22 protein-coding genes are annotated in these 21797 nt (G+C 63.4%); 6 read left to right on the top strand and 16 right to left on the bottom strand.

Annotation, left to right across the window (positions count from 1 at the left end; all coding sequences use genetic code 11):
* Window positions 1–25 precede the first annotated feature (25 nt).
* Window positions 26–2221: a catalase/peroxidase HPI gene (gene katG / locus ABVQ20_RS27945; protein ID WP_354462886.1), complete on the bottom strand. Its 2196-nt coding sequence runs from the start codon at window positions 2219–2221 to the stop codon at window positions 26–28.
* Window positions 2222–2561: 340 nt separating this feature from the next.
* On the opposite strand from katG, the gene ABVQ20_RS27940 reads away from it, so the two are divergent.
* Window positions 2562–3485 carry a hydrogen peroxide-inducible genes activator gene (locus tag ABVQ20_RS27940; protein WP_354462885.1) on the top strand — a complete coding sequence of 308 codons (924 nt, stop codon included), beginning with the start codon at window positions 2562–2564 and terminating at the stop codon, window positions 3483–3485.
* Window positions 3486–3534: 49 nt separating this feature from the next.
* Here ABVQ20_RS27940 and ABVQ20_RS27935 read toward each other — a convergent pair whose 3' ends face one another.
* The 10 genes from ABVQ20_RS27935 to ABVQ20_RS27890 all read right to left on the bottom strand — a co-directional run bounded on the left by ABVQ20_RS27935 (window position 3535) and on the right by ABVQ20_RS27890 (window position 10973).
* Window positions 3535–4248: a DNA helicase gene (locus ABVQ20_RS27935; protein WP_354462884.1), complete on the bottom strand. Its 714-nt coding sequence runs from the start codon at window positions 4246–4248 to the stop codon at window positions 3535–3537.
* Between the two features lie 230 nt (window positions 4249–4478).
* Entirely contained in the window at window positions 4479–5471 is a 993-nt protein-coding gene (locus tag ABVQ20_RS27930; RefSeq protein WP_354462883.1) for an NADP-dependent oxidoreductase, read from the bottom strand.
* Window positions 5472–5756: 285 nt separating this feature from the next.
* Entirely contained in the window at window positions 5757–6596 is an 840-nt protein-coding gene (locus ABVQ20_RS27925) for a class I SAM-dependent methyltransferase (RefSeq protein WP_354462882.1), read from the bottom strand.
* Between the two features lie 490 nt (window positions 6597–7086).
* Window positions 7087–7794 carry a GIN domain-containing protein gene (locus tag ABVQ20_RS27920; protein WP_354462881.1) on the bottom strand — a complete coding sequence of 236 codons (708 nt, stop codon included), beginning with the start codon at window positions 7792–7794 and terminating at the stop codon, window positions 7087–7089.
* Between the two features lie 47 nt (window positions 7795–7841).
* The gene (locus ABVQ20_RS27915) at window positions 7842–8408 is read right to left on the bottom strand and encodes a DUF1700 domain-containing protein (protein WP_354462880.1); all 567 of its coding nucleotides are present in this window, start codon (window positions 8406–8408) and stop codon (window positions 7842–7844) included.
* A complete protein-coding gene (locus ABVQ20_RS27910; RefSeq protein ID WP_354462879.1) occupies window positions 8405–8731 on the bottom strand; it encodes a PadR family transcriptional regulator in 327 nt (108 codons plus the stop codon). Before ABVQ20_RS27910 ends, ABVQ20_RS27915 begins: the two co-directional genes overlap by 4 nt.
* 147 nt (window positions 8732–8878) lie before the next feature.
* Window positions 8879–9247 carry a DoxX family protein gene (locus ABVQ20_RS27905; RefSeq protein ID WP_354462878.1) on the bottom strand — a complete coding sequence of 123 codons (369 nt, stop codon included), beginning with the start codon at window positions 9245–9247 and terminating at the stop codon, window positions 8879–8881.
* Window positions 9248–9258: 11 nt separating this feature from the next.
* The gene (locus tag ABVQ20_RS27900; RefSeq protein WP_354462877.1) at window positions 9259–9612 is read right to left on the bottom strand and encodes a VOC family protein; all 354 of its coding nucleotides are present in this window, start codon (window positions 9610–9612) and stop codon (window positions 9259–9261) included.
* A 78-nt stretch (window positions 9613–9690) separates the two neighbouring features.
* On the bottom strand, window positions 9691–10479 hold the full coding sequence (locus ABVQ20_RS27895; RefSeq protein ID WP_354462876.1) for a DUF6597 domain-containing transcriptional factor: 789 nt from the start codon (window positions 10477–10479) through the stop codon (window positions 9691–9693).
* Window positions 10480–10523: 44 nt separating this feature from the next.
* Complete coding sequence (locus ABVQ20_RS27890; RefSeq protein ID WP_354462875.1) at window positions 10524–10973, bottom strand: GatB/YqeY domain-containing protein; 450 nt, start codon at window positions 10971–10973, stop codon at window positions 10524–10526.
* Between the two features lie 274 nt (window positions 10974–11247).
* Between ABVQ20_RS27890 and carA the strand changes: the two genes are divergently transcribed.
* Window positions 11248–12453, top strand: a complete 1206-nt coding sequence (gene carA, locus ABVQ20_RS27885; protein ID WP_354462874.1) for a glutamine-hydrolyzing carbamoyl-phosphate synthase small subunit — start codon at window positions 11248–11250, stop codon at window positions 12451–12453.
* A 144-nt stretch (window positions 12454–12597) separates the two neighbouring features.
* Here carA and ABVQ20_RS27880 read toward each other — a convergent pair whose 3' ends face one another.
* The 3 genes from ABVQ20_RS27880 to ypfJ form a co-directional block, all read right to left on the bottom strand.
* Complete coding sequence (locus ABVQ20_RS27880; protein WP_354462873.1) at window positions 12598–13518, bottom strand: aldo/keto reductase; 921 nt, start codon at window positions 13516–13518, stop codon at window positions 12598–12600.
* The gene (locus ABVQ20_RS27875) at window positions 13515–14780 is read right to left on the bottom strand and encodes a TCR/Tet family MFS transporter (protein ID WP_354462872.1); all 1266 of its coding nucleotides are present in this window, start codon (window positions 14778–14780) and stop codon (window positions 13515–13517) included. The genes ABVQ20_RS27880 and ABVQ20_RS27875 overlap by 4 nt, the downstream gene beginning before the upstream one ends.
* 154 nt (window positions 14781–14934) lie before the next feature.
* Entirely contained in the window at window positions 14935–15855 is a 921-nt protein-coding gene (gene ypfJ, locus ABVQ20_RS27870; protein WP_354462871.1) for a KPN_02809 family neutral zinc metallopeptidase, read from the bottom strand.
* 262 nt (window positions 15856–16117) lie between these two features.
* Between ypfJ and ABVQ20_RS27865 the strand changes: the two genes are divergently transcribed.
* Window positions 16118–17008 (top strand): polysaccharide deacetylase family protein, encoded by an 891-nt coding sequence (locus tag ABVQ20_RS27865; protein ID WP_354462870.1) that lies wholly within the window; start codon window positions 16118–16120, stop codon window positions 17006–17008.
* A gap of 6 nt (window positions 17009–17014) precedes the next feature.
* Here the strand turns inward: ABVQ20_RS27865 and ABVQ20_RS27860 are convergent, their stop codons facing one another.
* Together ABVQ20_RS27860 and mntR are read right to left on the bottom strand one after the other, a co-directional pair.
* Window positions 17015–17203 carry a hypothetical protein gene (locus ABVQ20_RS27860; RefSeq protein WP_354462869.1) on the bottom strand — a complete coding sequence of 63 codons (189 nt, stop codon included), beginning with the start codon at window positions 17201–17203 and terminating at the stop codon, window positions 17015–17017.
* A 102-nt stretch (window positions 17204–17305) separates the two neighbouring features.
* Entirely contained in the window at window positions 17306–17755 is a 450-nt protein-coding gene (mntR, locus tag ABVQ20_RS27855) for a manganese-binding transcriptional regulator MntR (protein ID WP_354462868.1), read from the bottom strand.
* 259 nt (window positions 17756–18014) lie between these two features.
* Here mntR and ABVQ20_RS27850 point away from each other — a divergent pair, with 259 nt between their 5' ends.
* The 3 genes from ABVQ20_RS27850 (at window position 18015) to ABVQ20_RS27840 (ending at window position 21669) form a co-directional block, all read left to right on the top strand.
* The gene (locus tag ABVQ20_RS27850) at window positions 18015–19382 is read left to right on the top strand and encodes an Nramp family divalent metal transporter (protein WP_354462867.1); all 1368 of its coding nucleotides are present in this window, start codon (window positions 18015–18017) and stop codon (window positions 19380–19382) included.
* A gap of 143 nt (window positions 19383–19525) precedes the next feature.
* Complete coding sequence (locus tag ABVQ20_RS27845) at window positions 19526–20617, top strand: helix-turn-helix transcriptional regulator (protein ID WP_354462866.1); 1092 nt, start codon at window positions 19526–19528, stop codon at window positions 20615–20617.
* Window positions 20618–20829: 212 nt separating this feature from the next.
* Entirely contained in the window at window positions 20830–21669 is an 840-nt protein-coding gene (locus tag ABVQ20_RS27840; RefSeq protein ID WP_354462865.1) for a protein-L-isoaspartate O-methyltransferase family protein, read from the top strand.
* The last annotated feature ends 128 nt before the right edge of the window (window positions 21670–21797 follow it).

Genomic DNA, 21797 nt, shown 5'->3' with positions numbered 1-21797 from the left:
GCCGCGCCGGGCTGCCTTGCCAATCTCAGGCGATGTCGAACCGGTCGGCGTTCATCACCTTGGTCCATGCCACCACGAAATCCCTGGCGAACTTCGCCTTGGCGTCCGCCGTTGCATAGACTTCGGCGAGTGCCCGCAGCTGCGAGTGCGAACCGAAGATCAGGTCGGCGCGGGTGCCCGTCCACTTGACTTCGCCGGTCTTGCGGTCACGGCCTTCGAACACATCCTTGGCATCCGACGTCGCCTTCCACTCCGTGCCCATGTCGAGCAGGTTGACGAAGAAGTCGTTGGTCAGCGTTTCCGGCTGCTTGGTGAAGACGCCATGCTTCGACTGGTCGGCATTGGCACCGAGAACGCGCAGGCCGCCGACAAGGACGGTCAGTTCCGGCGCCGTCAGCGTCAGCAACTGCGCACGGTCGACCAGCGCTTCCTCGACGGTCAGGCGCTGCTTGCCGCAAACATAGTTGCGGAAACCGTCAACGGTCGGTTCCAGCGGCGCGAAGGAGTGGATGTCGGTCTGCTCCTGCGAAGCGTCCATGCGGCCCGGCCAGAAAGGAAGGTCCACGCTCTGGCCAGCGTCCTTCGCTGCCTTCTCGATGGCCGCGTTGCCGCCGAGAACGATCAGGTCAGCCAGCGAGACCTTCTTGCCGCCGGTCTGCGAAGCGTTGAACGCCTTGCCGATCGCTTCGAGCTTTTCCAGCACCTTGGCAAGCTGGGCCGGCTGGTTGACTTCCCAGTCCTTCTGGGGAGCGAGACGGATGCGCGCACCATTGGCGCCGCCGCGCTTGTCGGAACCACGGAACGTCGAGGCCGATGCCCACGCCGCCGAGACCAGCTGCGGCACCGACAGGCCCGAAGCCAGGATCTTCGCCTTGAGCGCTTCAGCGTCCTGCTCGTCGATCAGCACATGATCGACCGCCGGGATGACGTCCTGCCAGGGCAGCTCTTCCTTGGGAACGAGCGGGCCGAGATAGCGCACGAGCGGACCCATGTCGCGGTGGGTCAGCTTGTACCAGGCGCGCGCGAACGCATCGGCGAACTGGTCCGGATTCTCGTGGAAGCGCTTGGAGATCGTCTCGTAGGACGGATCGAACCGCAGAGCGAGGTCGGTGGTCAGCATGGAGGGCGCGTGGCTCTTTCCAGCGTTGTGCGCATCCGGCACGGTGCCGGCGCCCGCACCGCCCTTCGGCGTCCATTGGTTGGCGCCGGCCGGGCTCTTCGTCAGTTCCCATTCGAAGCCGAACAGATTGTCGAAGAAATTGTTGCTCCATTTGGTCGGCGTCGTTGTCCAGGTCACTTCCAGGCCGCTGCCGATGGCGTCGCCGCCCTTGCCGGTGCCGAACTTGCTGGCCCAGCCGAGGCCCTGCTGTTCGATGTCAGCGGCTTCAGGCTCCGGACCGACCAGTGCCGCGTCGCCCGCGCCATGGGTCTTGCCGAAAGTGTGGCCGCCGGCGATCAGCGCCACAGTCTCTTCGTCGTTCATGGCCATGCGCGCGAAGGTGTCCCTGATATCGCGCGCCGAGGCCAGCGGATCGGGATTGCCGTTCGGGCCTTCCGGGTTGACGTAGATCAGGCCCATCTGCACGGCGCCAAGCGGGTTCTGCAGGTCGCGGTCGCCGCTGTAGCGCTCGTCGGCCAGCCACTTGCCTTCCGGACCCCAGTACACGTCCTGCTCGGGCTCCCACACATCGGCGCGGCCGCCGGCGAAGCCGAAGGTCTTGAAGCCCATCGATTCCAGCGCGACGTTGCCGGTGAGGATCAGGAGGTCGGCCCAGGAGATCCTGCGGCCGTATTTCTGCTTGATCGGCCACAGCAGGCGGCGGGCCTTGTCGAGGTTGACGTTATCCGGCCAGCTGTTGAGCGGCGCGAAACGCTGCTGGCCGGCTCCCGCACCACCACGGCCGTCGGCGATGCGGTAGGTGCCGGCGCTGTGCCAGGCCATGCGGATGAACAGCGGGCCATAATGACCAAAATCGGCCGGCCACCACTCCTGCGAATCCGTCATCAGCGCATGCAGGTCCTTGATCACCGCATCGAGGTCGAGGCTCTTGAACTCCTCGGCATAGTCGAAGGCCTCGCCCATCGGGTCGGACAGCGGCGACTGCTGGTGCAGGATCTGCACGTTCAGCTGGTTCGGCCACCAGTCGCGGTTGACCCTGCCGACAGCGGTGTGCACGACCGGGCATTTGCCCTTGCTGTTGTCGTCTGTGTTTGCGTCCATCTTTCTCTCCGATCGTGGCTTACGTTAATCGTGGCTGCGTTGGTTGAACTGCACTGTGGGCGAGGACCATGAACGCCCTTGAAGACGCCTTCATGTCACGCGTGATGCCCAAGTGCTGAGTATGTCGATGTCCTACTGCCGCGGGCTCACCTTGGACAAGGCTCCTGATGCAAAAAGATGGGTGCCAGACAAATCGGACAAATCGTGCATCCGCCCCGCCAAAAAACGCGGCGCTGGACGACTGTGCATCGGCTGACTCTCAACTCCCTTTCAGACCTTGTAGCAAAGCCGCTCGATTAAATTAAGTTGGATTTCCTGATTGCAGCGATAAGATGCGGTTATGGCCAACATGACATTGAAACAGCTTCGCTATTTCGAGGCGCTGGCGCGGCACAAGCATTTCGGACGCGCGGCCGACGCCTGCGCAATCTCCCAGCCTGCCATTTCCGTGCAGATCAAGGAGTTGGAGGAAGCGCTCGGCACCGAGCTCTTCGAAAGAGGCGCGCGGCAGATCCGGCTGACCAATTTCGGCGAAGAGTTCGCGCTGCGCGTCCGCGACATCCTGCGCTCGGTGGATGAGCTCAGCGACCTCGCGCGCTCGTCGCGCGACCGTCTGGTGGGACGGCTGCGCATCGGCGTCATCCCGACGGTCGCGCCCTACCTCTTGCCTTCCATCATCGGCAATCTGTCGCGCATGCATGATGGCATCGATATCCATGTGCGCGAGACGCAGACGCAGAAACTGATCCAGGAACTGGCCGATGGCCGGCTGGACGCAGCGATCGTCGCCCTCCCCGTGTCCGAGCCTTCGCTGACGGAGGTTACGCTTTTTGCCGAGACTTTCGTGCTGGTGCGGCCAGGCGAGGACGAGGGCAAGCCGGTTCCCAACCGCGAGATGCTGCGTGAAATGCGGCTGCTTCTCCTGGAGGAAGGCCATTGCTTCCGCGACCAGGCCCTGTCCTTCTGCAATATGCATTCGGTGCGGCCGCGCGAACTGCTGGATGGCAGCTCGCTGTCCACGCTGGTGCAGATGGTCAGCGCCGGCATCGGCGTCACCTTGATCCCGGAAATGGCTGTGGCGGTGGAGACACGCTCGGCGTCGGTCTCCATCGCCCGCTTCAACAGTCCCCAACCCTCGCGCACCATCGGCATGGTCTGGCGCAAGACGAGCCCGATCGCCAAGCAACTGCTCGGCATTGCCGAGGTCGTGCGCCAGTCGGCCGACGCGATGCGCAGGCAGCACGGTACGGCGTTCTTGGCCTGAACGCCGCGCCATGCCGGTGGCCATGGCAGCTCGCCTTGACGCCAGCTCGTCAACCCGCCGCCTGGAACCGGATTTCGCCCTCGTTCAGGAAACATGTCTTGTTGAACAGCGACAGGTCCAGCGGGTTCGGCAAGCGGACGTCGTCGATATCCGGGCACGGCTTCTTCGCCGGATCGTAGGAGCGATCGATCTGCGAGATGAAGACGAGGATCAGTCCCCTGTCACCAGCAAAGACCTTCAGCGTGCGGACCTGCGCCATCAGGTCGGGATTTTCCCGCCTCTGATCGAGCAACTGCAGATAGTCGATCACCACCAGCGTGCCTGATGGCGCGGAGCCCAGCGTCCGCACAATATAGTCGGCGCTTATCGCATCGGAATTGTCGAACTCGAACAACTCATTGAACCGAGCCGGGTCCGCCCCGATGGCGCGAAAGCGGTCGAGCACGTCCCTCTGCGTATATTCCAGCGTGAAGAACACGCCGCGATGGCCCGATTTCATCGCCTCCACCGCGAGCTCGAGGCTCATCAGCGTCTTGCCATGGCCCGGCCGCGCGCCGACCAGGACCAGATCGCCGGGCGCAAGCTGCGCGAACAGCCTGCCGGCAGGCGCGGTTTCGGATGCCTTGCTCGCAAGCAGGCTCCAGCTGGAGAAACCTTCCCGTGCGGCAACACGGTCGAGCGCCTCGTGGAGCGGTATCTTGCCCTCACGGGACAAGAGCCTCGCTTGACGCTTCAGATGATAGACAGGCGCGGACAGCCTCATCGAAAAAACCTCCTGGTGCGAGCCGTTTTCGCAACCCCTCCTTATGCGTGATGCTCAAACAGTCGGTTCGGTGATCTGATGGCCCCGCATGATCAATGCTTCCCAGCGGAGGGAGGAGGCGCGGGCCGCGCCAGAATCAGATGATAGCCCAATCGTTACGGATCGAAAACGCAGACGTCTGGTACGGAGCACATCCGGTCGACATCGTGGACGACGGTCGAACCAGCAACTCATGGCATCGTGACAACCACTTTTCCCTTGGCGCGTCCGCCTTCGACATAGCCGAGAGCTTCGGCGATTTCCGCGAACGGATATGTCCTGTCGACGATGACCCTCAGCTTTCCCTGCTCGATCAGTTCGGCAAGCAAGGCAAGGTCGCTGCCGCTTGGATGCATGAAGAGATAGCGATAGCCGACACCCGCGCGCCGAGCCCGGGACCGGACACCGAGGCTGATCAGCCAGAACAGGGCGGCGAGACCACGGCCGCGGCCCAGATCCCCGATCGCGGTCTGTGGCTCCGGCGTGCCGGCCACGGAAACGATCGTGGCTCCCGGCTTCATGATCTTGAACATCTGGTCCAGGGTCTTGCCGCCAATCAGGTCAAAGCCGGCGTCGAACCTGCCTTGCACACTGGCTATGTCCTGGACCGTATAATCGATGACCTCGTCGCACCCGAGCGAGCGCACCAGTGCTTCGCCTCTCTTCGAGGCTGTCGTCGTCACATGCGCGCCGAGCCATTTGGCGACCTGAATGGCAAAGGTGCCCACACCCCCGGCGCCGCCCGAGATGAACACGCTCTGCCCCGGCCTGACGCCGAGCTCATCCCTCAGCGCCTGCAGGGCGGTCAGACCCGCCAGCGGGACGGCCGCTGCAGCCGTGAAATCCAGATTCTTCGGCATGAGTGCGGCGTAATCCTCGTCGACGCATGCCTGCTCGGCGAAAGCCCCGGCACGATCCTTCGCCACCCGCGCAAACACACGATCCCCCATGCGGAACCGTTCGACATGGCTGCCAACGGCAGCAACCTCTCCGGCAAGTTCGTTGCCGAGCACCAGCGGGAGCGTTGGCCGCAGGATTGCGCGCAGCTTTCCCTTGCGGAACTTGAAATCCACCGGGTTGAGGCCTGCGGCCCGTACGTCAACAAGTATGTCGCGCGGCCCCGGCGCAGGCGCCAGCAGCGAACCTTCAGGACCGCCATAGCGTTTGAGAACATAGGCGCGCATGAATCTCCACCCTCAGGAGGAGCATGCCATGACGCCGACCAAACGCAAACGAAGCGCGCGTCGGGCGGTCGCAAACTTCAGCATGGCTCGCCCGCCGGCTGAAGGTCAAGTTGCGAACCGCTACAGTCTCAGACAGCTCATGACCGAACGGCAGCTTTGCGCCGCATGTCGGACGTAGAGATTAGTTTCGCCGCGCCCTAAAAGCAGATGTCGACGGCGACGACGCTGTGGGTCGATGCGCGCCTGGCCGTGGCGCTTGGCTCGGGCTGCCCATGCAGCCGCGCCCTAAACCCGCGACCAAGCGCCAACCTCATACCTGCCGACGACAACGCTTCGATTTGCGATCACCTCGGCCCGCATACGCTCTTGCAGGCTGTCGGGGCCGAGATCCGAAACACTGATAACGCCCGACTGCTCCATGACAGGAGCCATGGTCACAGCGAGATCGGACAAGAGGTCAATGCCACTTGAGTTGTCAGATCCGCCACCTGCCAAGGCACTCACCGCCATAGTCGGGGCCGGTAGCCCGGCCTTGATGAATGCGGAATGTAGTCCCAGCCCCATATTGGGGTTTGTGCCTACTCTGTGAAAGGTCTCGACGATGCATCGAAAGCAGTTGTCGTAAATCGGCGAGGAAGGCAACGACACTGTCCCGGTCCAGTCGACTTCGTGGAAAACGATGATGCCTCCAGGTCGCAGGTGCCTCGCTATTCCCCTGAGCATGGCGACGGGATCTGGTGAGAACATCAGAACATAACGGCCGACAACTGCATCGAAGAGGCGGTCGAACGCAAAAGCCGCCGGATCGCACTCCTGAAAGGTAACGTTATCCAGGGCGCGCTCCCTGGCTCTTTCCCGGGCAGCCTCGACTGCTGTCGATGCTCTGTCTGAACCGACTACCGTGCCGGTAGGTCCGACAATTTCGGCAGCAAGAAAAGCCACGTCGCCAGCGCCGCTGCCGATATCGAGCACCTGCATTCCAGTTTGAATGCCCGCCCTGCTGAAATACTGTCGAGTCATCGGGTCAACCAACGCCGCCTGCGTCGCCAAGCGTCGTAGCTCTCTATCCGAATGGCCTAGTTCGTACTCGTAACGCCGTTTCTGCTGGGTCTCTTCCTCTGGCATGGCTGTGGCCCCCTCTGTCAAAAATGAAGGATATGCTCTCTAACTGGAGCGAGCCATCAATCGGCGGTTGTCGCTGATTGATCCAATGTCGGTGATGCTACCCAAAGGGCTCAACTGCCAGCCTCTGATGAGTGCGTAGAGAACGCAGGCACACAAAAGCGTCGACAATGCTCAACCAATCTGAGGGCGCCGTTTGATTAGCTACAATGCCAGGATGGGCGATCCACCAGTGATGACCGCTTGGCGGACTTTCTGGACGGCGATCATGGCGCGCCGTAATTAGCCACAATGTTAGCCTGAACAGCTCGCCATATATTAGGCGTAACTAACAGATATCAATGGGCGGAGAGGTCCAACCAGCGAAATGCACGCATGAAAACCTGTCCCTTCAGTGACGGGTTCTTGACCCGCGGGCCCTTCGGGCAATCACCAGAAATTTCGGCATCCGTTTCATGGAAGGGCCACCGTGAGGACTTGTCGCGATGGTGCCTCACGGCTGTTGCGTGATGCTGCCGCTGCCTCTGACCTGCGAACGCCGCATGGTCGGGTGTCCGTAGACGTCGACGTCGCCGCTGCCGGATATCGAGACATCCGCGTCCGTCTGTGCGGTAATCTCGGCGTCGCCGCTGCCACGAATGTCGACCTGCGCGGACTGGGCGATCAGGTTCTTGAGCCGCGCCGAGCCCGAACCCGAGATTTCCAGGCCGACCGTCCCAGCGGTTCCGGTGGCGGCGACGCTGCCGCTGCCGCGGATGCTCAGCCGCAGTTCGGGCTGGTTGATCCCCGACAGGGTAAGGTCGCCGCTACCCAGCAATTCCCAGTCTGAAATCGCCGGCCCCGACAGGCTGACATCGAACCGGGACGAAAACCAGCCGGGCTCGCAATCCAGGCCAAGCCTTCCGCCTTCAATCCGCACATGGTCGATCAGGGTTGAATCGCCGCTGATGATGGCCTCAGCCTTGTCTCCCGGCTGGTAGCGGACTGAAGCCGGCAAGGCGATGGTGAAACTGTCGCCGGCGCTGAACGGCAGTGTGACTTCTTTTCTGGTGGATGTGGCCGCTCCGCAGGTGGATTGCCCGCCGATCCACGAACCGCCGGCATTGATCCAATCCGGTCCGGCAAGCCCTATGCCCACAGCCAGAAAGAGGGCAGCGCCGGTTAGTCCCGCCATGGCGGCGAGTGCCAGTTTTCCAGTCATTGTCCGTCTCCTTCAACGTGATGACAATTGCACGAGCTTGGCAACGCTCAAGCGGGGTTGCGGTCCCGCTCAGTGATACGGGAATGCAGCCGGGCATAGCGCCCGACAACGCGTATGCCCGCGCTCAGGCCCAGCAGCAGCAAGGCGCCGCCGCCAATGAAGCCGCTCACGAGTCCGGCACCTATGAACAGGCGGCCCAGCTTGAGGGAAAAGGTGGCGCCAGGCTCGAACAGCAATGTGGTGAGGATGATCTTGATGCCAAGCGCGCCGATGGCGACAAGCGTGATGCCAAGGCCGAGCGCCAGCACGACCGCGGTGATGAGCAGCGGCAGCAGGAAGACGATGTCGACGAAGGCAAGGCCAGCCAGGGCGAACGTCGCCGCCAACATATTCGACACGCTCCAATGGGCTTCAAAACGGCGCAACCCAGCCTCGGCGCGCAACTCGCGGGCGATCCTGGTCGGATCACCCAGGGCCGCCGCGACTTCCGCTTCGCCGCGGCCCGAGGCATCGGCGAAATGGGAGGCATAGTCGCCGACAATATCCTCGATCTCCTGGGGCGACAGGCCGGCAAGTCCCGCTCTCAGCGTCCGCAGGAAGGCGTCCCTGGTCATGGCAGATCCTCGAGAAGTTTGTCGACGGCGCCCGCGAAGGAGCGCCAGTCGCGGCGATGGGCTTCGAAGGCCTGCTGGCCCAACGGCGTGAGCCGGTAATATTTGCGCGGCGGCCCGCTGCTCGACTCGACGATCTGCGTGGCGACCAGGCCGTCATTCTGCATCCGGCGCATCAGGGGATAGATCGTTCCCTCCCCCATATTCACCGCGGCAACCAGCGTGCTGGCGATTTCATAGCCGTAGCTCTCACCCCGCGACAGCACGGCCAGCACGCACAGATCAAGCGCGCCTTTTCGCAACTGAACTAGGATCGACTCGGTCATGGAAGGTCTCGAATTCGAGACCTGTATATAACACGCTACCTGTTTATGCAAGGTAGCGGATTACACCGACATCCGCCACGGTGCTGACGCAACGTTGACGCCGGAGCTATCGACGCAGACTTCCGATTGAAGCGGGTGTTCGCTAGCTCAATGCAGATCGGCTGTTGCCGCCAGGATCAGCCCGCCGACAACGGCAATATTGATGGTGAAGGCGGAACGCAGTCCCTGCCTTTCCGGCCCGGAATAGCGCCAGAAGTTGAGAACCGTCAGGCAGGTGGCAACAGTGAACGCTATGAGCGCCAGCGCCGCATAGGGCCGGACAATGCCGGTGGCCATGCAGAAGCCGGCAACAATCTCCACGATGGACCCCGCTGCAAGCAGAAGGCTTGGCGCGGGAAATCGCCGCTCGGCGAGTTGCGCCGCAATTGTCCTGAACTTCAGGAAATGCTCGGTCCCGGCCCACACGAAAACGCCACCGAGCAGTACGAAGCCGAGCGTGTGGACCAGGGCGATCACGGGCGTGAGCCTCAGTTTGCCGACCACACCGCGAGTTCGTATCCGTCCGGATCCTCGAAATGAAAGCGGCGGCCGCCGGGGAATTCGAACACCGGCTTGACGATCTTCGCTCCGGCCTGCTCGATCCGCCTCTGCGTTGCAGCGAGATCGTCGGCATAGAGAATGACCAGCGGGCCGCCCGGCTTGATCGGACCTCCTGTGGTCAGCCCGCCTGTCAGCCGTCCGTCCGTGAACTCGCAATAGGTCGGCCCGTATTCGGTAAAGCTCCAGCCGAATGCCTTGCCATAGAAGTCGCGCGAACGCGCGATGCCGCTGACGTTGAATTCGATATTGTCGATCTGGCGATCATTGCCTCTCGCGCCCATGCCGCGTCCTTTCCCTGGTTGGATTGATTGCCGGAAGATGGCGCGAGAAGCGTCGGCGGTCTTGAAGAAAACGGCCAGTCACGCCGCCAGCTGGCGGACGAACTGCCGTGCGGTCATGCCGCTGAGCGACTGGATTTCGCGGCCGAGATGCGCCTGGTCGGCATATCCCGTCGCATAGGCCATGTCGGCCAATCCCGCCTGTCCTGCCTGCCGCGCCAGGACCTGGAACCTCTGAAAGCGCAGGATGCGGTCAAGCGTCTTAGGACCATAGCCGAACAGGTGATGGCTCCTGCGCCGCAACGTGCGTTCGCTGACATCGAGCCGGCGTGTCAGGCGCGATACAACCTCACCCTCAGCGCCGGTATCATTCTGCAGCAGCTCGAACATCACCCCCCCGTCTCGGCAGGGAGCCTCGACCGACGGCGCCATCCGGCTGAGCAATTCCTGCAGCAATCCGGCCTGCTCGAACATGCCCCTGGTGTCCTGCAGTATCCCGGTGATGTCCCCAGCCCTCTCGCCCCAGATATCCAGCATATCGATCTGGCTGCCGACGATCTCCGTCATCGGCAAGCCCAGCCAGTGCGCGGCCGCACCCGGCCGAAAGCGCATGCCAAGCACCGTCGCGCCCGGCACCAAGTCGGGATTGGCGGCCGTGACATCCGGGCCGACCACGACGAGGCGGTTGTCGCTCCAGAGAAGATCGACACAGCCGTCGGGAACAACAGCGATGCTTCCGGCATGATCGCTGGGAATGACGTGCCTCCACACGCACAGAAAGTGCTCGCGAAGAGCCGGCACCGGCGCCGCTTCGGCGTATCGCCCGACGCAACTGGCAAGAACCGGGTTCGCCTTTGGCTTGGTTTCCACCCTCACCTCCCAAGCATCGCTGGTCAGATGGCGGGACAAATGCCTTACTGCAGCAGGCCCTTGACGATGCCGCTTGCCTTGGCGAAGTCCATCTGGCCGGCATATTTCGCCTTCAGCACGGCGATCACCTTGCCCATGTCCTTCTGGCTGGCCGCACCGGTCTCGGCGATGGCTTCGCGCGCCGCTGCCGTCACCGCGGCATCGTCCAGCTGCGTCGGCAGGAAGTCACGGATGATAGCCATCTCCTCGCGCTCCTTGGCCGCCAGTTCCGGCCGCTTGCCGTCGTCGAATGCCTTGGCCGACTCCTCGCGCTGCTTCACCATCTTGGCCATGATCTGCAGGATCTCGTCATTGCTGGCCGGCTCCTTGGCCGAACCACGATTGGCGATGTCGCGGTCGTGGATGGCGGCCTGGATCAGCCGCAAGGTCGGCAGCCGGTGCTTGTCCTGCGCCTTCATCGCGGCCTTCAGGGATTCGGCGATTTTCGCGCGCATGATGCTTTCTCCTTGGATCGGCGCGGACAATAGCGCCGGGAGGAGGTCAACGCAAATCCTGATATGACAGGGCAAGCCTATGATATTGCTTGATGAAATAAATCGCGGCCGCATTTCGCATCATCATTGACCGCCCCGCCCCCTTCCCCTATGTACTGGGCCTTGCATGAACTGAAGCTTGACTGCGTGGAAGCCGCGAAATCGCCGCTTCGCGCCGTTTGCCGCGCAAATGGCCCGCCGGGCCGATTGCAGCGCGGCTTATAGGAGTGCCGCCATGGCCGAGATGACGCCCGCCTGGGCAACCGAAAAGCCGACCGCCCTTCTGGTGCTGGCCGACGGCACCGTCATCGAAGGGCGCGGCCTTGGCGCCACCGGGTCCGCCGTCGCCGAAGTCTGCTTCAATACCGCGCTCACCGGCTACCAGGAAATTCTCACCGACCCGTCCTATGCCGGGCAGATCGTCACCTTCACCTTCCCGCACATCGGCAATATCGGCACCAATGGCGAGGACATCGAGGATCTCAACCCGGCTGCCCGCGCCGGCGCCGTCGGCGCCGTGTTCAAGGCCGATGTCACCAACCCTTCCAACTACCGCGCCGGTACCGGTCTCGACGAGTGGCTGAAGAAGCGCGGCATTGTCGCCCTGTCGGGCATCGACACCCGCGCGCTGACTGCGCTGATCCGCGAGAAGGGCATGCCCAACGCTGTCATCGCGCACGCGCCCGACGGCGTGTTCGACCTCGATGACCTGAAGAAGCGCGCCGCCGCGTGGTCGGGCCTCATCGGGCTCGACCTCGCCAAGGAAGTCACCTCGGGCCAGTCCTCGGTCTGGCGCGAGACGCCCTGGGTCTGGAACGAAGGCTTTGGCGAGCAGGACGATCCGACCCTGCACGTCGTCGCCATCGACTATGGCGTCAAGCGCAATATATTGCGCCTGCTTGCCGGCCTCGGCGCCAAGGTCACCGTGGTTCCGGCCAAGACCGGCGCCGAGGAGATCCTGGCCATGCAGCCGGACGGCATCTTCCTCTCCAACGGCCCCGGCGACCCGGAAGCCACCGGTGAATATGCCGTGCCGGTCATCCAGGACCTGTTGAAGACCGATATCCCGGTGTTCGGCATATGCCTTGGCCACCAGATGCTGGCGCTGGCGCTGGGCGGCAGGACCGCCAAGATGCACCAGGGCCATCACGGCGCCAACCATCCGGTCAAGGACCACACCACCGGCAAGGTCGAGATCGTCTCGATGAACCACGGCTTTGCCGTTGATGCCGATTCACTGCCTGCCGGCGTCGAGGAAACCCACGTCTCGCTGTTCGACGGCTCGAACTGCGGCATCACGCTCACCGGCCGTCCGGTGTTCTCGGTCCAGCACCACCCCGAAGCCTCGCCCGGCCCGCAGGATTCGCACTATCTGTTTCGCCGCTTCGTCAACCTCATCCGCGAAAAGCGCGGCGAGGAATTGCTGGCCGAGCGGGCTTAACGCGATCCGTTAGCGCTGCCCTCATCTGCCTGCCGGCATCTTCTCCCCGTATAGTGACGGGGAGAAGGAGAACTGGCCGCACCTCGGCGCGCCCTTCTTGCACGTTGGCGCAAACGCTCACAATCTCGCATCGCAATCCCGGTCTTACGCCACCGAGCGCCCCTCGCTCGCCTCCAGGATGGCGAACCATTGCTGGCGGTCGAGGCGGACGTCCAATGCCTTGACCATGGCTGCCAGCCGTTCCGGCTTCATCGAACCCAGCACCGGCACCAGCTGTGCCGGATGGCGCAGCAGCCAGGCGATGGCGACGGTGGCGAGCTCGCCAGCGCCGATTTCGGCAGCCACCGCCGCAAGTGCCGCACGCACTCGCGCCTCCCTTCCCTCCTGGCCAGTGAACAGCGAACCGCCGCCCAGCGGCGACCAGATCATCGGCGCGTAGGACAGGCGCTGCGCGTGGTCGAGGCTGCCGTCGGTCAGGGCCGTGGTCTTCAGCACCGACATCTCGATCTGGTTGGTGGCCAATGAAAACGGCAGCCGCGAGGCCAGGAGATCGAACTGCGACGGCGTGAAATTGGAGACGCCGAGCGCCCTCACCTTGCCGGCCTTGACCAGCCCGGCAAGCGCTGCCGCCGTCTCGTCGGCATCCATCAGCGGGTCCGGCCGGTGCAACAGGAGCAGGTCGAGATAGTCGGTGCGCAGATTGGCCAGCGAGCGCTCCACCGAGGCGATGATATGGGCCGCACTGGTGTCGTAATGCTTCAGCCGGTTGCCCGTCCTGTTCGGCGATTCCAGCATGATGTCGCATTTCGAGATCAGTTCGATGTCCTCGCGCTTGCCTGCCCAACGCGCCAGCCCGGCGCCGAAGGCAGCCTCCACCTCGTAGTTTCCGTAGATGTCGGCATGATCGAAGCTGGTCAGGCCGAGATCGACGGCGATGCCGATCAGCCGCGCGACCGCATCGGCATCCGGGCGAACAGGGCCGTCGAGCAGGCGCCAGGCGCCAAAGACCAGCCGCGACAGCGACAACCCGTCCTCGGTCAGGGCAATGCGGCTGTCATAGGTCATATCCGTGCTCCGTCTTCCGCTACGCCCGTCGTGACGTTTTCGCGCACCGCCGGCCTTACCACTTTCGTGACGAAGACGATGAGCGCCAGAACCAGGAAAAACGCGCCGACCAGATAGGGCGCGCCGCCAAAGGTCACCGGCGCCTTCGGCCCGGTGAACCAGGAAAAGATCGCCGTATAAAGCAGCGGCGTGATGATCGAGGTGATCGAGAAGATCGAGGTCATCGCCCCCTGCAGTTCGCCTTGTGCCGAAGGTGGTACCTTGGCCGCGGCGAGGCTCCTGAGTGGCGGATCGGCGAGCGCTTCCAGGCAGCCGACGACGATCACGGCGTAAACCATCCAGCCTTGCGACGCGAAGGCGTAGCCGAAGGCGCTGGCCGCCGTGAAGGCCAGCCCGATTGCCGCCGTCTTCCACTCGCCAAACCTGGGGATCGCACGCGGCAGCACCGTGCCCATGACGATCGCCCCGCACAGGCCGAAGGCGCCGAGCGAAAAGCCGATCTGCTGCTGGTTCCAGCCATAGCGGTAATTGGCGACGAACGACCACACCGCTGGATACATCATGTGGCCGAGCGTCATCAGGAAGAAGACAAGCCCGATCCAGCCGATGCCCTGATACTGGCGCATCTGGAGGAGCGTTCCGACCGGGTTCGCACGCTTCCACTCGAAGCGGCGACGGTGCTTCTCATCAAGCGTTTCCGGCAGCAGGAACAGTGCGATCAGGAAATTGACGAAGGCAAGCCCGGCGGCAAAATAGAACGGCACGCGCGGTCCGAACGTGCCGAGCAGCCCGCCCAGCACCGGGCCGATGACGAAGCCGACGCCAAAGGCGATGCCAAGCAGGCCGAAATTCTTCGCCCGGTTCTCATCGTTCGAAATGTCGGCGATGAAGGCGGACGTCGTGGAATAGCTGGCGCCGGAAATGCCAGCGAGCACACGCCCGATGAACAGCATCGGATAGGACCAGGCGATCGCGCAGATCAAGTTGTCGATGGAGAAGGTCAGCACCGAGGCGAGCAGGATCGGCCGCCGTCCGAACCGGTCGCTCAAGCCGCCCATGATCGGTGCGAAGAAGAACTGCATCGCCGCATAGACGAAGAGCAACCAGCCGCCTTCGATCGCCGCGCCGCTGACGCCGACGCCAGTCAGCTCCTGCAGGTAGGCCGGCAGCACCGGCATGATCATGCCGAAGCCGATGACGTCGAGCAGCAGCGTGGTGAAGACGAGCGCAAGCCCACGCCTGGCGGTCTTGGGATCGATCATGACGGCGTCGGCTCCTCAAAGTCGCCCCGGACAGTGGGAGGCAACTTATAGGCGAGCTTGCTTTCCAGAACAATAAGGGAACGGTCAGGATATCCTGATCCTGACAGCCACTGACGGCAGGCAATGCCTGCCGTTCGATGACGCTGCCTGATGCTCAGATCGGATTGTTGAACGTATCGCAATCCGTGAGCTTGCCGCTCTTGTAGCCGCGCGCCAGCCAGGTCTGCCGCTGTGCCGACGTGCCATGGTTGAAGCTTTCCGGCACGACGTAGCCCTGCGCCCGCTTCTGCAGCGTGTCGTCGCCGATCTGCTTGGCCGCGTTCAGCGCGCTTTCCATGTCGCCCGCCTCGAGAATGCCCTTCTGCCCGGTGAAATGCGCCCAGATGCCGGCAAAGCAGTCGGCCTGAAGCTCTATCCGCACAGACATCTGGTTGGAATCGGCTTCGCTCATCCCCTGCCGCATCTTGTTGAATTTGGGCAGGATGCCGGTGAGGTTCTGCACGTGATGACCGACCTCATGCGCGATGACATAGGCCCGGGCAAATTCGCCGGACGCACCGAACTGCTGGTCCAGTTGCTGGAAGAAGGTCATGTCGAGATAGACCTTGCGATCGTTGGGGCAATAGAATGGTCCTGCCGCCGAACTGGCGGAACCGCAGGCCGAGCGGATCTGGCCGCTGAACAGCACCAGCTTCGGATTTTCATAGGTCAACCCTTGGGACTTGAAGATGCCGGTCCAGGTATCCTCGGTATCGGCCAGCACCGTGGAGACGAACTGCTTCATCTCGTCGGAGGCCGGCGCACCCACGCCGTTGCCCTGCGGGCTGTTGCTGGTCACCTGCCCGCCGCCGCCGCTGATGTCGCCACCGTTCAGCAGCGTCAGTGGATTGATGCCGAAGACACCCCACGCGATCAGGGCGATAACGGCAAGGATGATGATGCTCGAAAGAGACATGCCGCCGCCGGCGCTGCCGCCGATCGGAAGTTGGAAGCCGGGGCCTGCCCCGCCGCCACCACCGCTGTCGCTGCGGTCGTCCTCGACATTGTCACTTTGACGACGGCCTCTCCAGAGCATGGCAACTCCTCGCGATGCGAATTTCCCGGACGGTCCGGCACGGCCCGTCCGACCCAACTGATAATTATCCCAATGGTTGCGCCGAGTCACAGTATTTTTCGCTGTTTCAGTCGCCCAGGTAGCGCGGTTGGACTCGCCTATATGCAGACGCTTGCGGAAGATGGAGCGATCCGTGCCGGGTCTCGCTGTCAAGGCGCCGGGTAAACTTTCATTAACCATAGCCGGAATAAAAGCGTAGGCGATTCAAGGAGATATTTCCGCCATGGCTTTTGTGTCCGGGCGCCTGCTGGCGCAGGTGTTGGGTGTTGTTGCTCTGGGCGCACTGGCCTCCGGCTGCGCGACGACGAAATCGGCGACCGCCTCCGACACAACCAAGCTCGCCTATGCGGCGGAACCGGAGGTGCCAGGCACGGGCGGGCTCTTTCCTCCTCATAGCTTTGGCGGCCTTGCCGGCCGCACCGTCACGGTCAACAGCATCGCCGACCTCAAGCTGCGCAGCCACGAAGTGGTGCTGACCTTCGATGACGGCCCAATGCCGGGCCGCACCGAAAACATCCTGCGCGCGCTCGACAATGCCGGCGTCAAGGCCACCTTCATGATGGTCGGAAGCATGGCCCGCGCCCATCCGGCCATCGTGCGCGAAGTCGCCGCCCACGGCCACACCATCGGCACGCACACGCAGAGCCACGCCAATCTGGCGCAGCTGAACGTTGCTGCCGCCGACGCCCAGATCGATGGCGGCATCAAGAGCGTCGAGGCGGCCCTGGTGCCGTCGATGTCGCGCCTGGCGCCGTTCTTCCGCTTCCCCTATCTGGCGTCCACCGCCACGCTGCGCCATCAACTCGCGGCGCGCGGCATCGTCGTCATCGACGCCGACATCGATTCCAAGGATTACTTCCAGTCGACACCCGAGCAGGTCCGCCAGCGCACCTTGAAGCGCATCGAGCAGCGCGGCTCCGGCATCATCCTGATGCACGACATCCACCCGCGCACCGCGCAGATGCTACCGCAACTGCTCGCCGACCTGAAGGCCAGGGATTACAAGGTGGTGCAGTTGGTGCCCGGCCATGGCCGCCGCGATGTGCTGGTGTCGTCGCTGAGCGAGCGTACCGTGATGTCGACCCGGCAGGTGGCTTACGCCGAGAACCGCTGACGAGCCTTAGTCTTTCTGCTTGGCGCCGGCACTCTTGCCGTCCGAGCTCTTGGAGCGTTCCTCGAAACGATCGGCGCCCTTCCTCAACGGGCGACCGGTCTCGGCCTCGGTCTTGCGTTCGTCCCTTGCCGCTGCCTGCTTCAGCCCCTTGGCGGCTTGCTTGCCCTTCGCGGTCGGTGCCTGTTCAACGCCCATGATATCCTCCTTGGCCTCGCTCCATCGCGCGGCATGAGGCCCAACGCATAGCCGGTACGGCGGTTCCGTTTCGGCTGATTGGGAACGGAGGCGCAGCGGCGGTCAGCGCGCCGTCATCGCCTTGCGGAACGCTTCCAGCGTCTCGGCACTGACGTGGTGCTCGATGCCCTCGGCGTCGATGCGAGCCGTCTCGGCGCTGACGCCGAGCGAACGCAGGAAGGCTTCCACGGTCTGGTGGCGGATGCGGCTCTCCTCCGCAACCTTGCGGCCGGCCTCAGTCAGGAACACGCCGCGATAGGGTTTCCTGGACACCAGCCCGTCGGCGCATAGCCGCGTCAGCATCTTGGCGACCGTGGGCTGGGCGACGCCCAGCCTTGCGGCGATATCGACCTGGCGCGCCTCGTTGCCGTCCTCGATCAGATCAGCGATCAGCTCGACATAATCCTCGACAAGCGCACTGCGGCGCGCTTCGCGCGTCTGCCGGAATCCCTCCGAATGAACGTCGGCGTCAGGCAGCGGCTCGCGCGGGACTGGTCTGTTCTTCAGCGCCAATACGCGCTCCTCCCCAGGGCTTTCTCGGATTCAAATCGATGGTGCATTCATAGCACGGGCGGCAGGCACGCACTCTAACTTGTTCAGGCCGTTTATTTGCATTCGGCGACAGGCGCAACCAGCGCTTCGATTGCCCACGCGACAGTGCCCATGCAGTCAGCAAAAAAGCATAGACAATGAAATATAGCATATTGCATAATGTTGAGCCGCGACATAGGTTGGAGGGAGCATCGACCAATCGCGCGGAAAGCATTTTTTCATGTCAGAGACAGAAGCCACCACCGCTCCTCGGCCCGCATGGCAGTTTGCCCGGCCTGAGGAGGACGACCAGCCCAGCCTGCGCGAGGTCAATGCTTCGATCGCGGTGCCGACGTCGGGCGCCTGGTTCCGCCGCCTGTTCGCCTTCATGGGGCCGGGCTACCTGGTCTCGGTCGGCTACATGGACCCAGGCAACTGGGCGACCGACCTCGCCGGCGGCGCCCAGTTCGGCTACACGCTGCTGTTCATCATCATGCTGTCGAACCTGATGGCGATCCTGCTGCAGGCATTGTCGGCCCGTCTTGGCATCGCCACCGGCCGTGATCTCGCCCAGGCTTGCCGCGCCTACTATCCCCGCCCCGTCAATTTCGTGCTGTGGATCGCCTGCGAACTGGCCATCATCGCCTGCGACCTTGCCGAGGTCATCGGCACGGCCATCGCCCTGCAGCTCCTGTTCGGCATTCCGCTGGTCGGCGGCGCGGTGCTGACGGCGCTCGACGCCTTCCTGGTGCTCCTGTTGATGAACAAGGGTTTTCGCTATCTCGAAGCCTTCGTCGTCGCGCTCCTGATCATCATCTTCGGTTGCTTCGCCATCCAGATCTTCGTCGCCGCACCACCGGCCGGCACAATCCTGCACGCCATGTTCGTGCCGTCGTCGGAGATCGTCACCAACCCGGCGATGCTCTACATAGCCATCGGCATCATCGGCGCGACGGTGATGCCGCACAATCTCTACCTGCACTCCTCCATCGTGCAGACCCGCGCCTATGAACGCACCGATGCCGGCAAGCGCGACGCCATCAAATGGGCGACGGCCGACTCGACCATCGCCCTGATGCTGGCCCTGTTCGTCAATGCCGCCATCCTGATCGTGTCGGCGGTGGCGTTCCATAACACCGGCCATCAGGACGTCGCCGAGATTGAAGACGCCTTCAAGCTCCTGTCGCCGCTTCTGGGCCTCGGCATCGCCTCGGTCCTGTTCGCCGTGGCACTGCTCGCGTCCGGCCTGAACTCGACGGTGACGGCGACGCTGGCCGGGCAGATCATCATGGAAGGCTTCCTACGCCTGCGCATCCCCAACTGGGCGCGCCGCCTTCTGACGCGCGGCATCGCCATCGTCCCGGTGGTGGTCGTCACCGCCCTCTATGGCGAGAAGGGAACCAGCCAGCTTCTGATCTTCAGCCAGGTGGTCCTGTCCATGCAACTGCCCTTCGCGGTGATCCCGCTGGTGCATTTCGTGTCGGACAAGAAGAAGATGGGCACCTTCGCCATTCCGCGCGGCGTGGCTGTCCTGGCCTGGGTTGTCGCCGCCGTCATCCTGGTGCTCAATTTCAAGCTGCTCTACGACACGCTGTTCGGGATCGGCTGAGGGTTCACACCGGCAAGCCGGCCAGCGCTTGGAACAACACTCGCGGCGATGCCTTGGAGGTTGCCATAACCTCCCACAAGGATAAGCTAACATGACTGGGATGTATCCGAGGCGAGGTAACCGGATTCTGGGTGGGACTGCCTGTGACTTCTGAGCTGGGTATCGTGGATCATCTCTACGAGGCAGCGGTGGTGCCGGAACTCTGGAAAGAGGTCCTGGAGCGCCTGTGCGGTGTCATCGGCGTGCGAGCCGGAGCGCTGCTGACCATCGATACCAGCGGCGGCATCAGAAGTATCGTCACCGACGCCTATCAGCCCGCGTACCAGGACTATATCGACAGCGGCCAGCGCTATCCCAATGTCCGGCCGCGCCGGGGTCTGCAGCTTCATCCGCACAGATTTGTTCCCGACGTGGATGTCGCCACGCAAGAAGAGATGGATCAGGATCCGATCTACACGCAATTCCTGCGCCCGCACGGATTCGGCTCCACGGCGGGAACGGCCGTGTTGTCTCCGACCGGCGATACGATCGTCTTCGATTCGGCAAAGCTCATGGCTGAAGGTCCTCTCAGCCGGAGGGAAACGAGCCGGCTGGACAGATACTGGTCCGACTTTGCCAGAGCCTCGCTGATCTCGCAGCGGCTTGGCCTCAAGGCCGCGAGCGCGGCCACGGAAGCGATGCAGGTGATCGGGCTTCCGGCCGCAAGCGTGACCGCCGAGGGTCGCGTGGTTTCGATCAACGGCATGTTCGAGGCCCTGTCACCTCGCATCCTCTTCGGGGCCTTCGACCGGGTCTCGCTCGCGGATCGCAAGGCTGACCGCCTGCTTTCCTCCGCGCTTGCCGGACTGGACGCGACTGCCGTGCGATCGATACCGATCCCGGGAGACCACGGCTTGCCTGCCCTGGTAGCCCATGTCGTCCCCATCAGGCGGGCCGCCCACGATATCTTCACGCGCTCGGCGGCCCTTCTCGCGGTCACACCCATCGTCCCGCCGGAAGCACCATTGGCCGAGTTGCTGACCGGGCTCTTCGACCTGACAACAGCTGAAGCGCGCATCGCACGAGGTATCGCCAGCGGTATGTCGGTCGAGGCAATGGCTGCCCAGACCAGCCTGTCGCGGGAAACGATCAGGACGCAGCTCAAGGCCGTCATGGCAAAGACCGGCACTGACCGTCAGGCGGATCTGGCATTGCTGCTAAGCAGTGCGCGGCCGATCCCGGGTGCGCCCGGATGACCTCCGCGAAAGCGGTCGTCCGGACGGACGATCCAACACTGTGATTTTCAATTCCCCTCACCCCGTTTGGGTGATGTTTCGGTCTTCAATTGACCTGGTCAGCGCCCGTATTCATCGTTGCGCGCCTGTCGCCAATTTTCCAGCGCGCATGTTCATCGATCCCTCCCAAACAGGAGGACAAACCGGCAATCCGCGCGCTATCTTCTTCCGCCATGAGCAAGATCGAGGATGCCCGGAAATTCTATGCGCGGTTGATGGCCGCCAATGCCGGCTCGGCCGATCCGCGCCTGGAGGCGGTCTTCGCCGAGGTGCCGCGCGAGGCCTTCCTTGGTCCCGGACCATGGACGGTCATCGCCGGCAAGGGCAAGATCACAACGCCAAGTGCCGATCCCGTCCATGTCTACCAGAACGTGCTGGTGGCACTCGATGCCGACAAGGGCATCAACAATGGCGAGCCGTTCCTGCACGCCATGTGGATCGGCAGGCTGGCTCCCAGGCCCGGCGAGACTGTCACCCACATCGGCGCCGGCACGGGCTATTACACAGCGCTGCTGGCGCGGCTGGCTTCGCCCGGCGCTGTCACCGCCTTCGAACTGGAGGCCGACCTTGCCGCCCGGGCGCGCAAGAACCTGGAATCCTACGGCAATGTGACGGTTGTCCAGGGAGATGCGGTCAAGACGAACCTGCCGCCGTCGGACATCATCTACGTCAATGCCGGCGTGGCAGTGCCGCCCGTGCAATGGCTGAAGGCGCTCAATCCCGGCGGACGCCTGGTCTTCCCGTGGCGTCCGGCCGAGCGCGTCGCCTTCGCCGTGCTGGTGACCCGCACCGCCAATGGTTTTGCTTGCGATCCGTTCATGGGTTCGTGGTTCATTCCGTGCAGCGGCGCGTCCGTGGCAGGCCCCACGGCGAAGATTCCCAGCCGCCAGCAGGCCGCGCGCAGCCGCTCGCTCCAGTTGATCGCCGACAAGCCCCCGGACCGTACAGCCACCGCCATTTTCGACGACATCTGGTTCTCATCGCGTGGGCTCGATGCCCGGTCCAGAGATTGACGCTGAAAGCCTTGGTCACGAAAAGGGCGCCAGGAATTTCGCGGCCCATGTCGGGCAGGTAGCTGCCCGTCCGTCCTTGGACCGAAGTCCGGCCCAGACGGTGCGGATAGGAAAACAGGGAGCATCCC

It is taken from the genome of Mesorhizobium shangrilense, assembly GCF_040537815.1.
In the GTDB taxonomy this organism is placed as follows: domain Bacteria; phylum Pseudomonadota; class Alphaproteobacteria; order Rhizobiales; family Rhizobiaceae; genus Mesorhizobium; species Mesorhizobium shangrilense.
The sequence above is the reverse complement of the archived record's forward strand: the minus strand, read 5'-3'. Positions and strand labels throughout refer to the sequence as shown.

Coding starts and splice junctions, on each gene's coding strand:
- carA (WP_354462874.1), top strand. CDS start 11,248: ATGGCCGAGATGACGCCCGCCTGGGCAACCGAAAAGCCGACCGCCCTT.
- ABVQ20_RS27880 (WP_354462873.1), bottom strand. CDS start 13,518: ATGACCTATGACAGCCGCATTGCCCTGACCGAGGACGGGTTGTCGCTG.
- ABVQ20_RS27850 (WP_354462867.1), top strand. CDS start 18,015: ATGTCAGAGACAGAAGCCACCACCGCTCCTCGGCCCGCATGGCAGTTT.
- ABVQ20_RS27940 (WP_354462885.1), top strand. CDS start 2,562: ATGGCCAACATGACATTGAAACAGCTTCGCTATTTCGAGGCGCTGGCG.
- ABVQ20_RS27840 (WP_354462865.1), top strand. CDS start 20,830: ATGAGCAAGATCGAGGATGCCCGGAAATTCTATGCGCGGTTGATGGCC.
- ypfJ (WP_354462871.1), bottom strand. CDS start 15,855: ATGCTCTGGAGAGGCCGTCGTCAAAGTGACAATGTCGAGGACGACCGC.
- ABVQ20_RS27860 (WP_354462869.1), bottom strand. CDS start 17,203: ATGGGCGTTGAACAGGCACCGACCGCGAAGGGCAAGCAAGCCGCCAAG.
- ABVQ20_RS27925 (WP_354462882.1), bottom strand. CDS start 6,596: ATGCCAGAGGAAGAGACCCAGCAGAAACGGCGTTACGAGTACGAACTA.
- ABVQ20_RS27920 (WP_354462881.1), bottom strand. CDS start 7,794: ATGACTGGAAAACTGGCACTCGCCGCCATGGCGGGACTAACCGGCGCT.
- ABVQ20_RS27900 (WP_354462877.1), bottom strand. CDS start 9,612: ATGGGCGCGAGAGGCAATGATCGCCAGATCGACAATATCGAATTCAAC.
- ABVQ20_RS27890 (WP_354462875.1), bottom strand. CDS start 10,973: ATGCGCGCGAAAATCGCCGAATCCCTGAAGGCCGCGATGAAGGCGCAG.
- ABVQ20_RS27930 (WP_354462883.1), bottom strand. CDS start 5,471: ATGCGCGCCTATGTTCTCAAACGCTATGGCGGTCCTGAAGGTTCGCTG.
- ABVQ20_RS27865 (WP_354462870.1), top strand. CDS start 16,118: ATGGCTTTTGTGTCCGGGCGCCTGCTGGCGCAGGTGTTGGGTGTTGTT.
- ABVQ20_RS27910 (WP_354462879.1), bottom strand. CDS start 8,731: ATGACCGAGTCGATCCTAGTTCAGTTGCGAAAAGGCGCGCTTGATCTG.
- ABVQ20_RS27875 (WP_354462872.1), bottom strand. CDS start 14,780: ATGATCGATCCCAAGACCGCCAGGCGTGGGCTTGCGCTCGTCTTCACC.
- ABVQ20_RS27935 (WP_354462884.1), bottom strand. CDS start 4,248: ATGAGGCTGTCCGCGCCTGTCTATCATCTGAAGCGTCAAGCGAGGCTC.
- ABVQ20_RS27915 (WP_354462880.1), bottom strand. CDS start 8,408: ATGACCAGGGACGCCTTCCTGCGGACGCTGAGAGCGGGACTTGCCGGC.
- katG (WP_354462886.1), bottom strand. CDS start 2,221: ATGGACGCAAACACAGACGACAACAGCAAGGGCAAATGCCCGGTCGTG.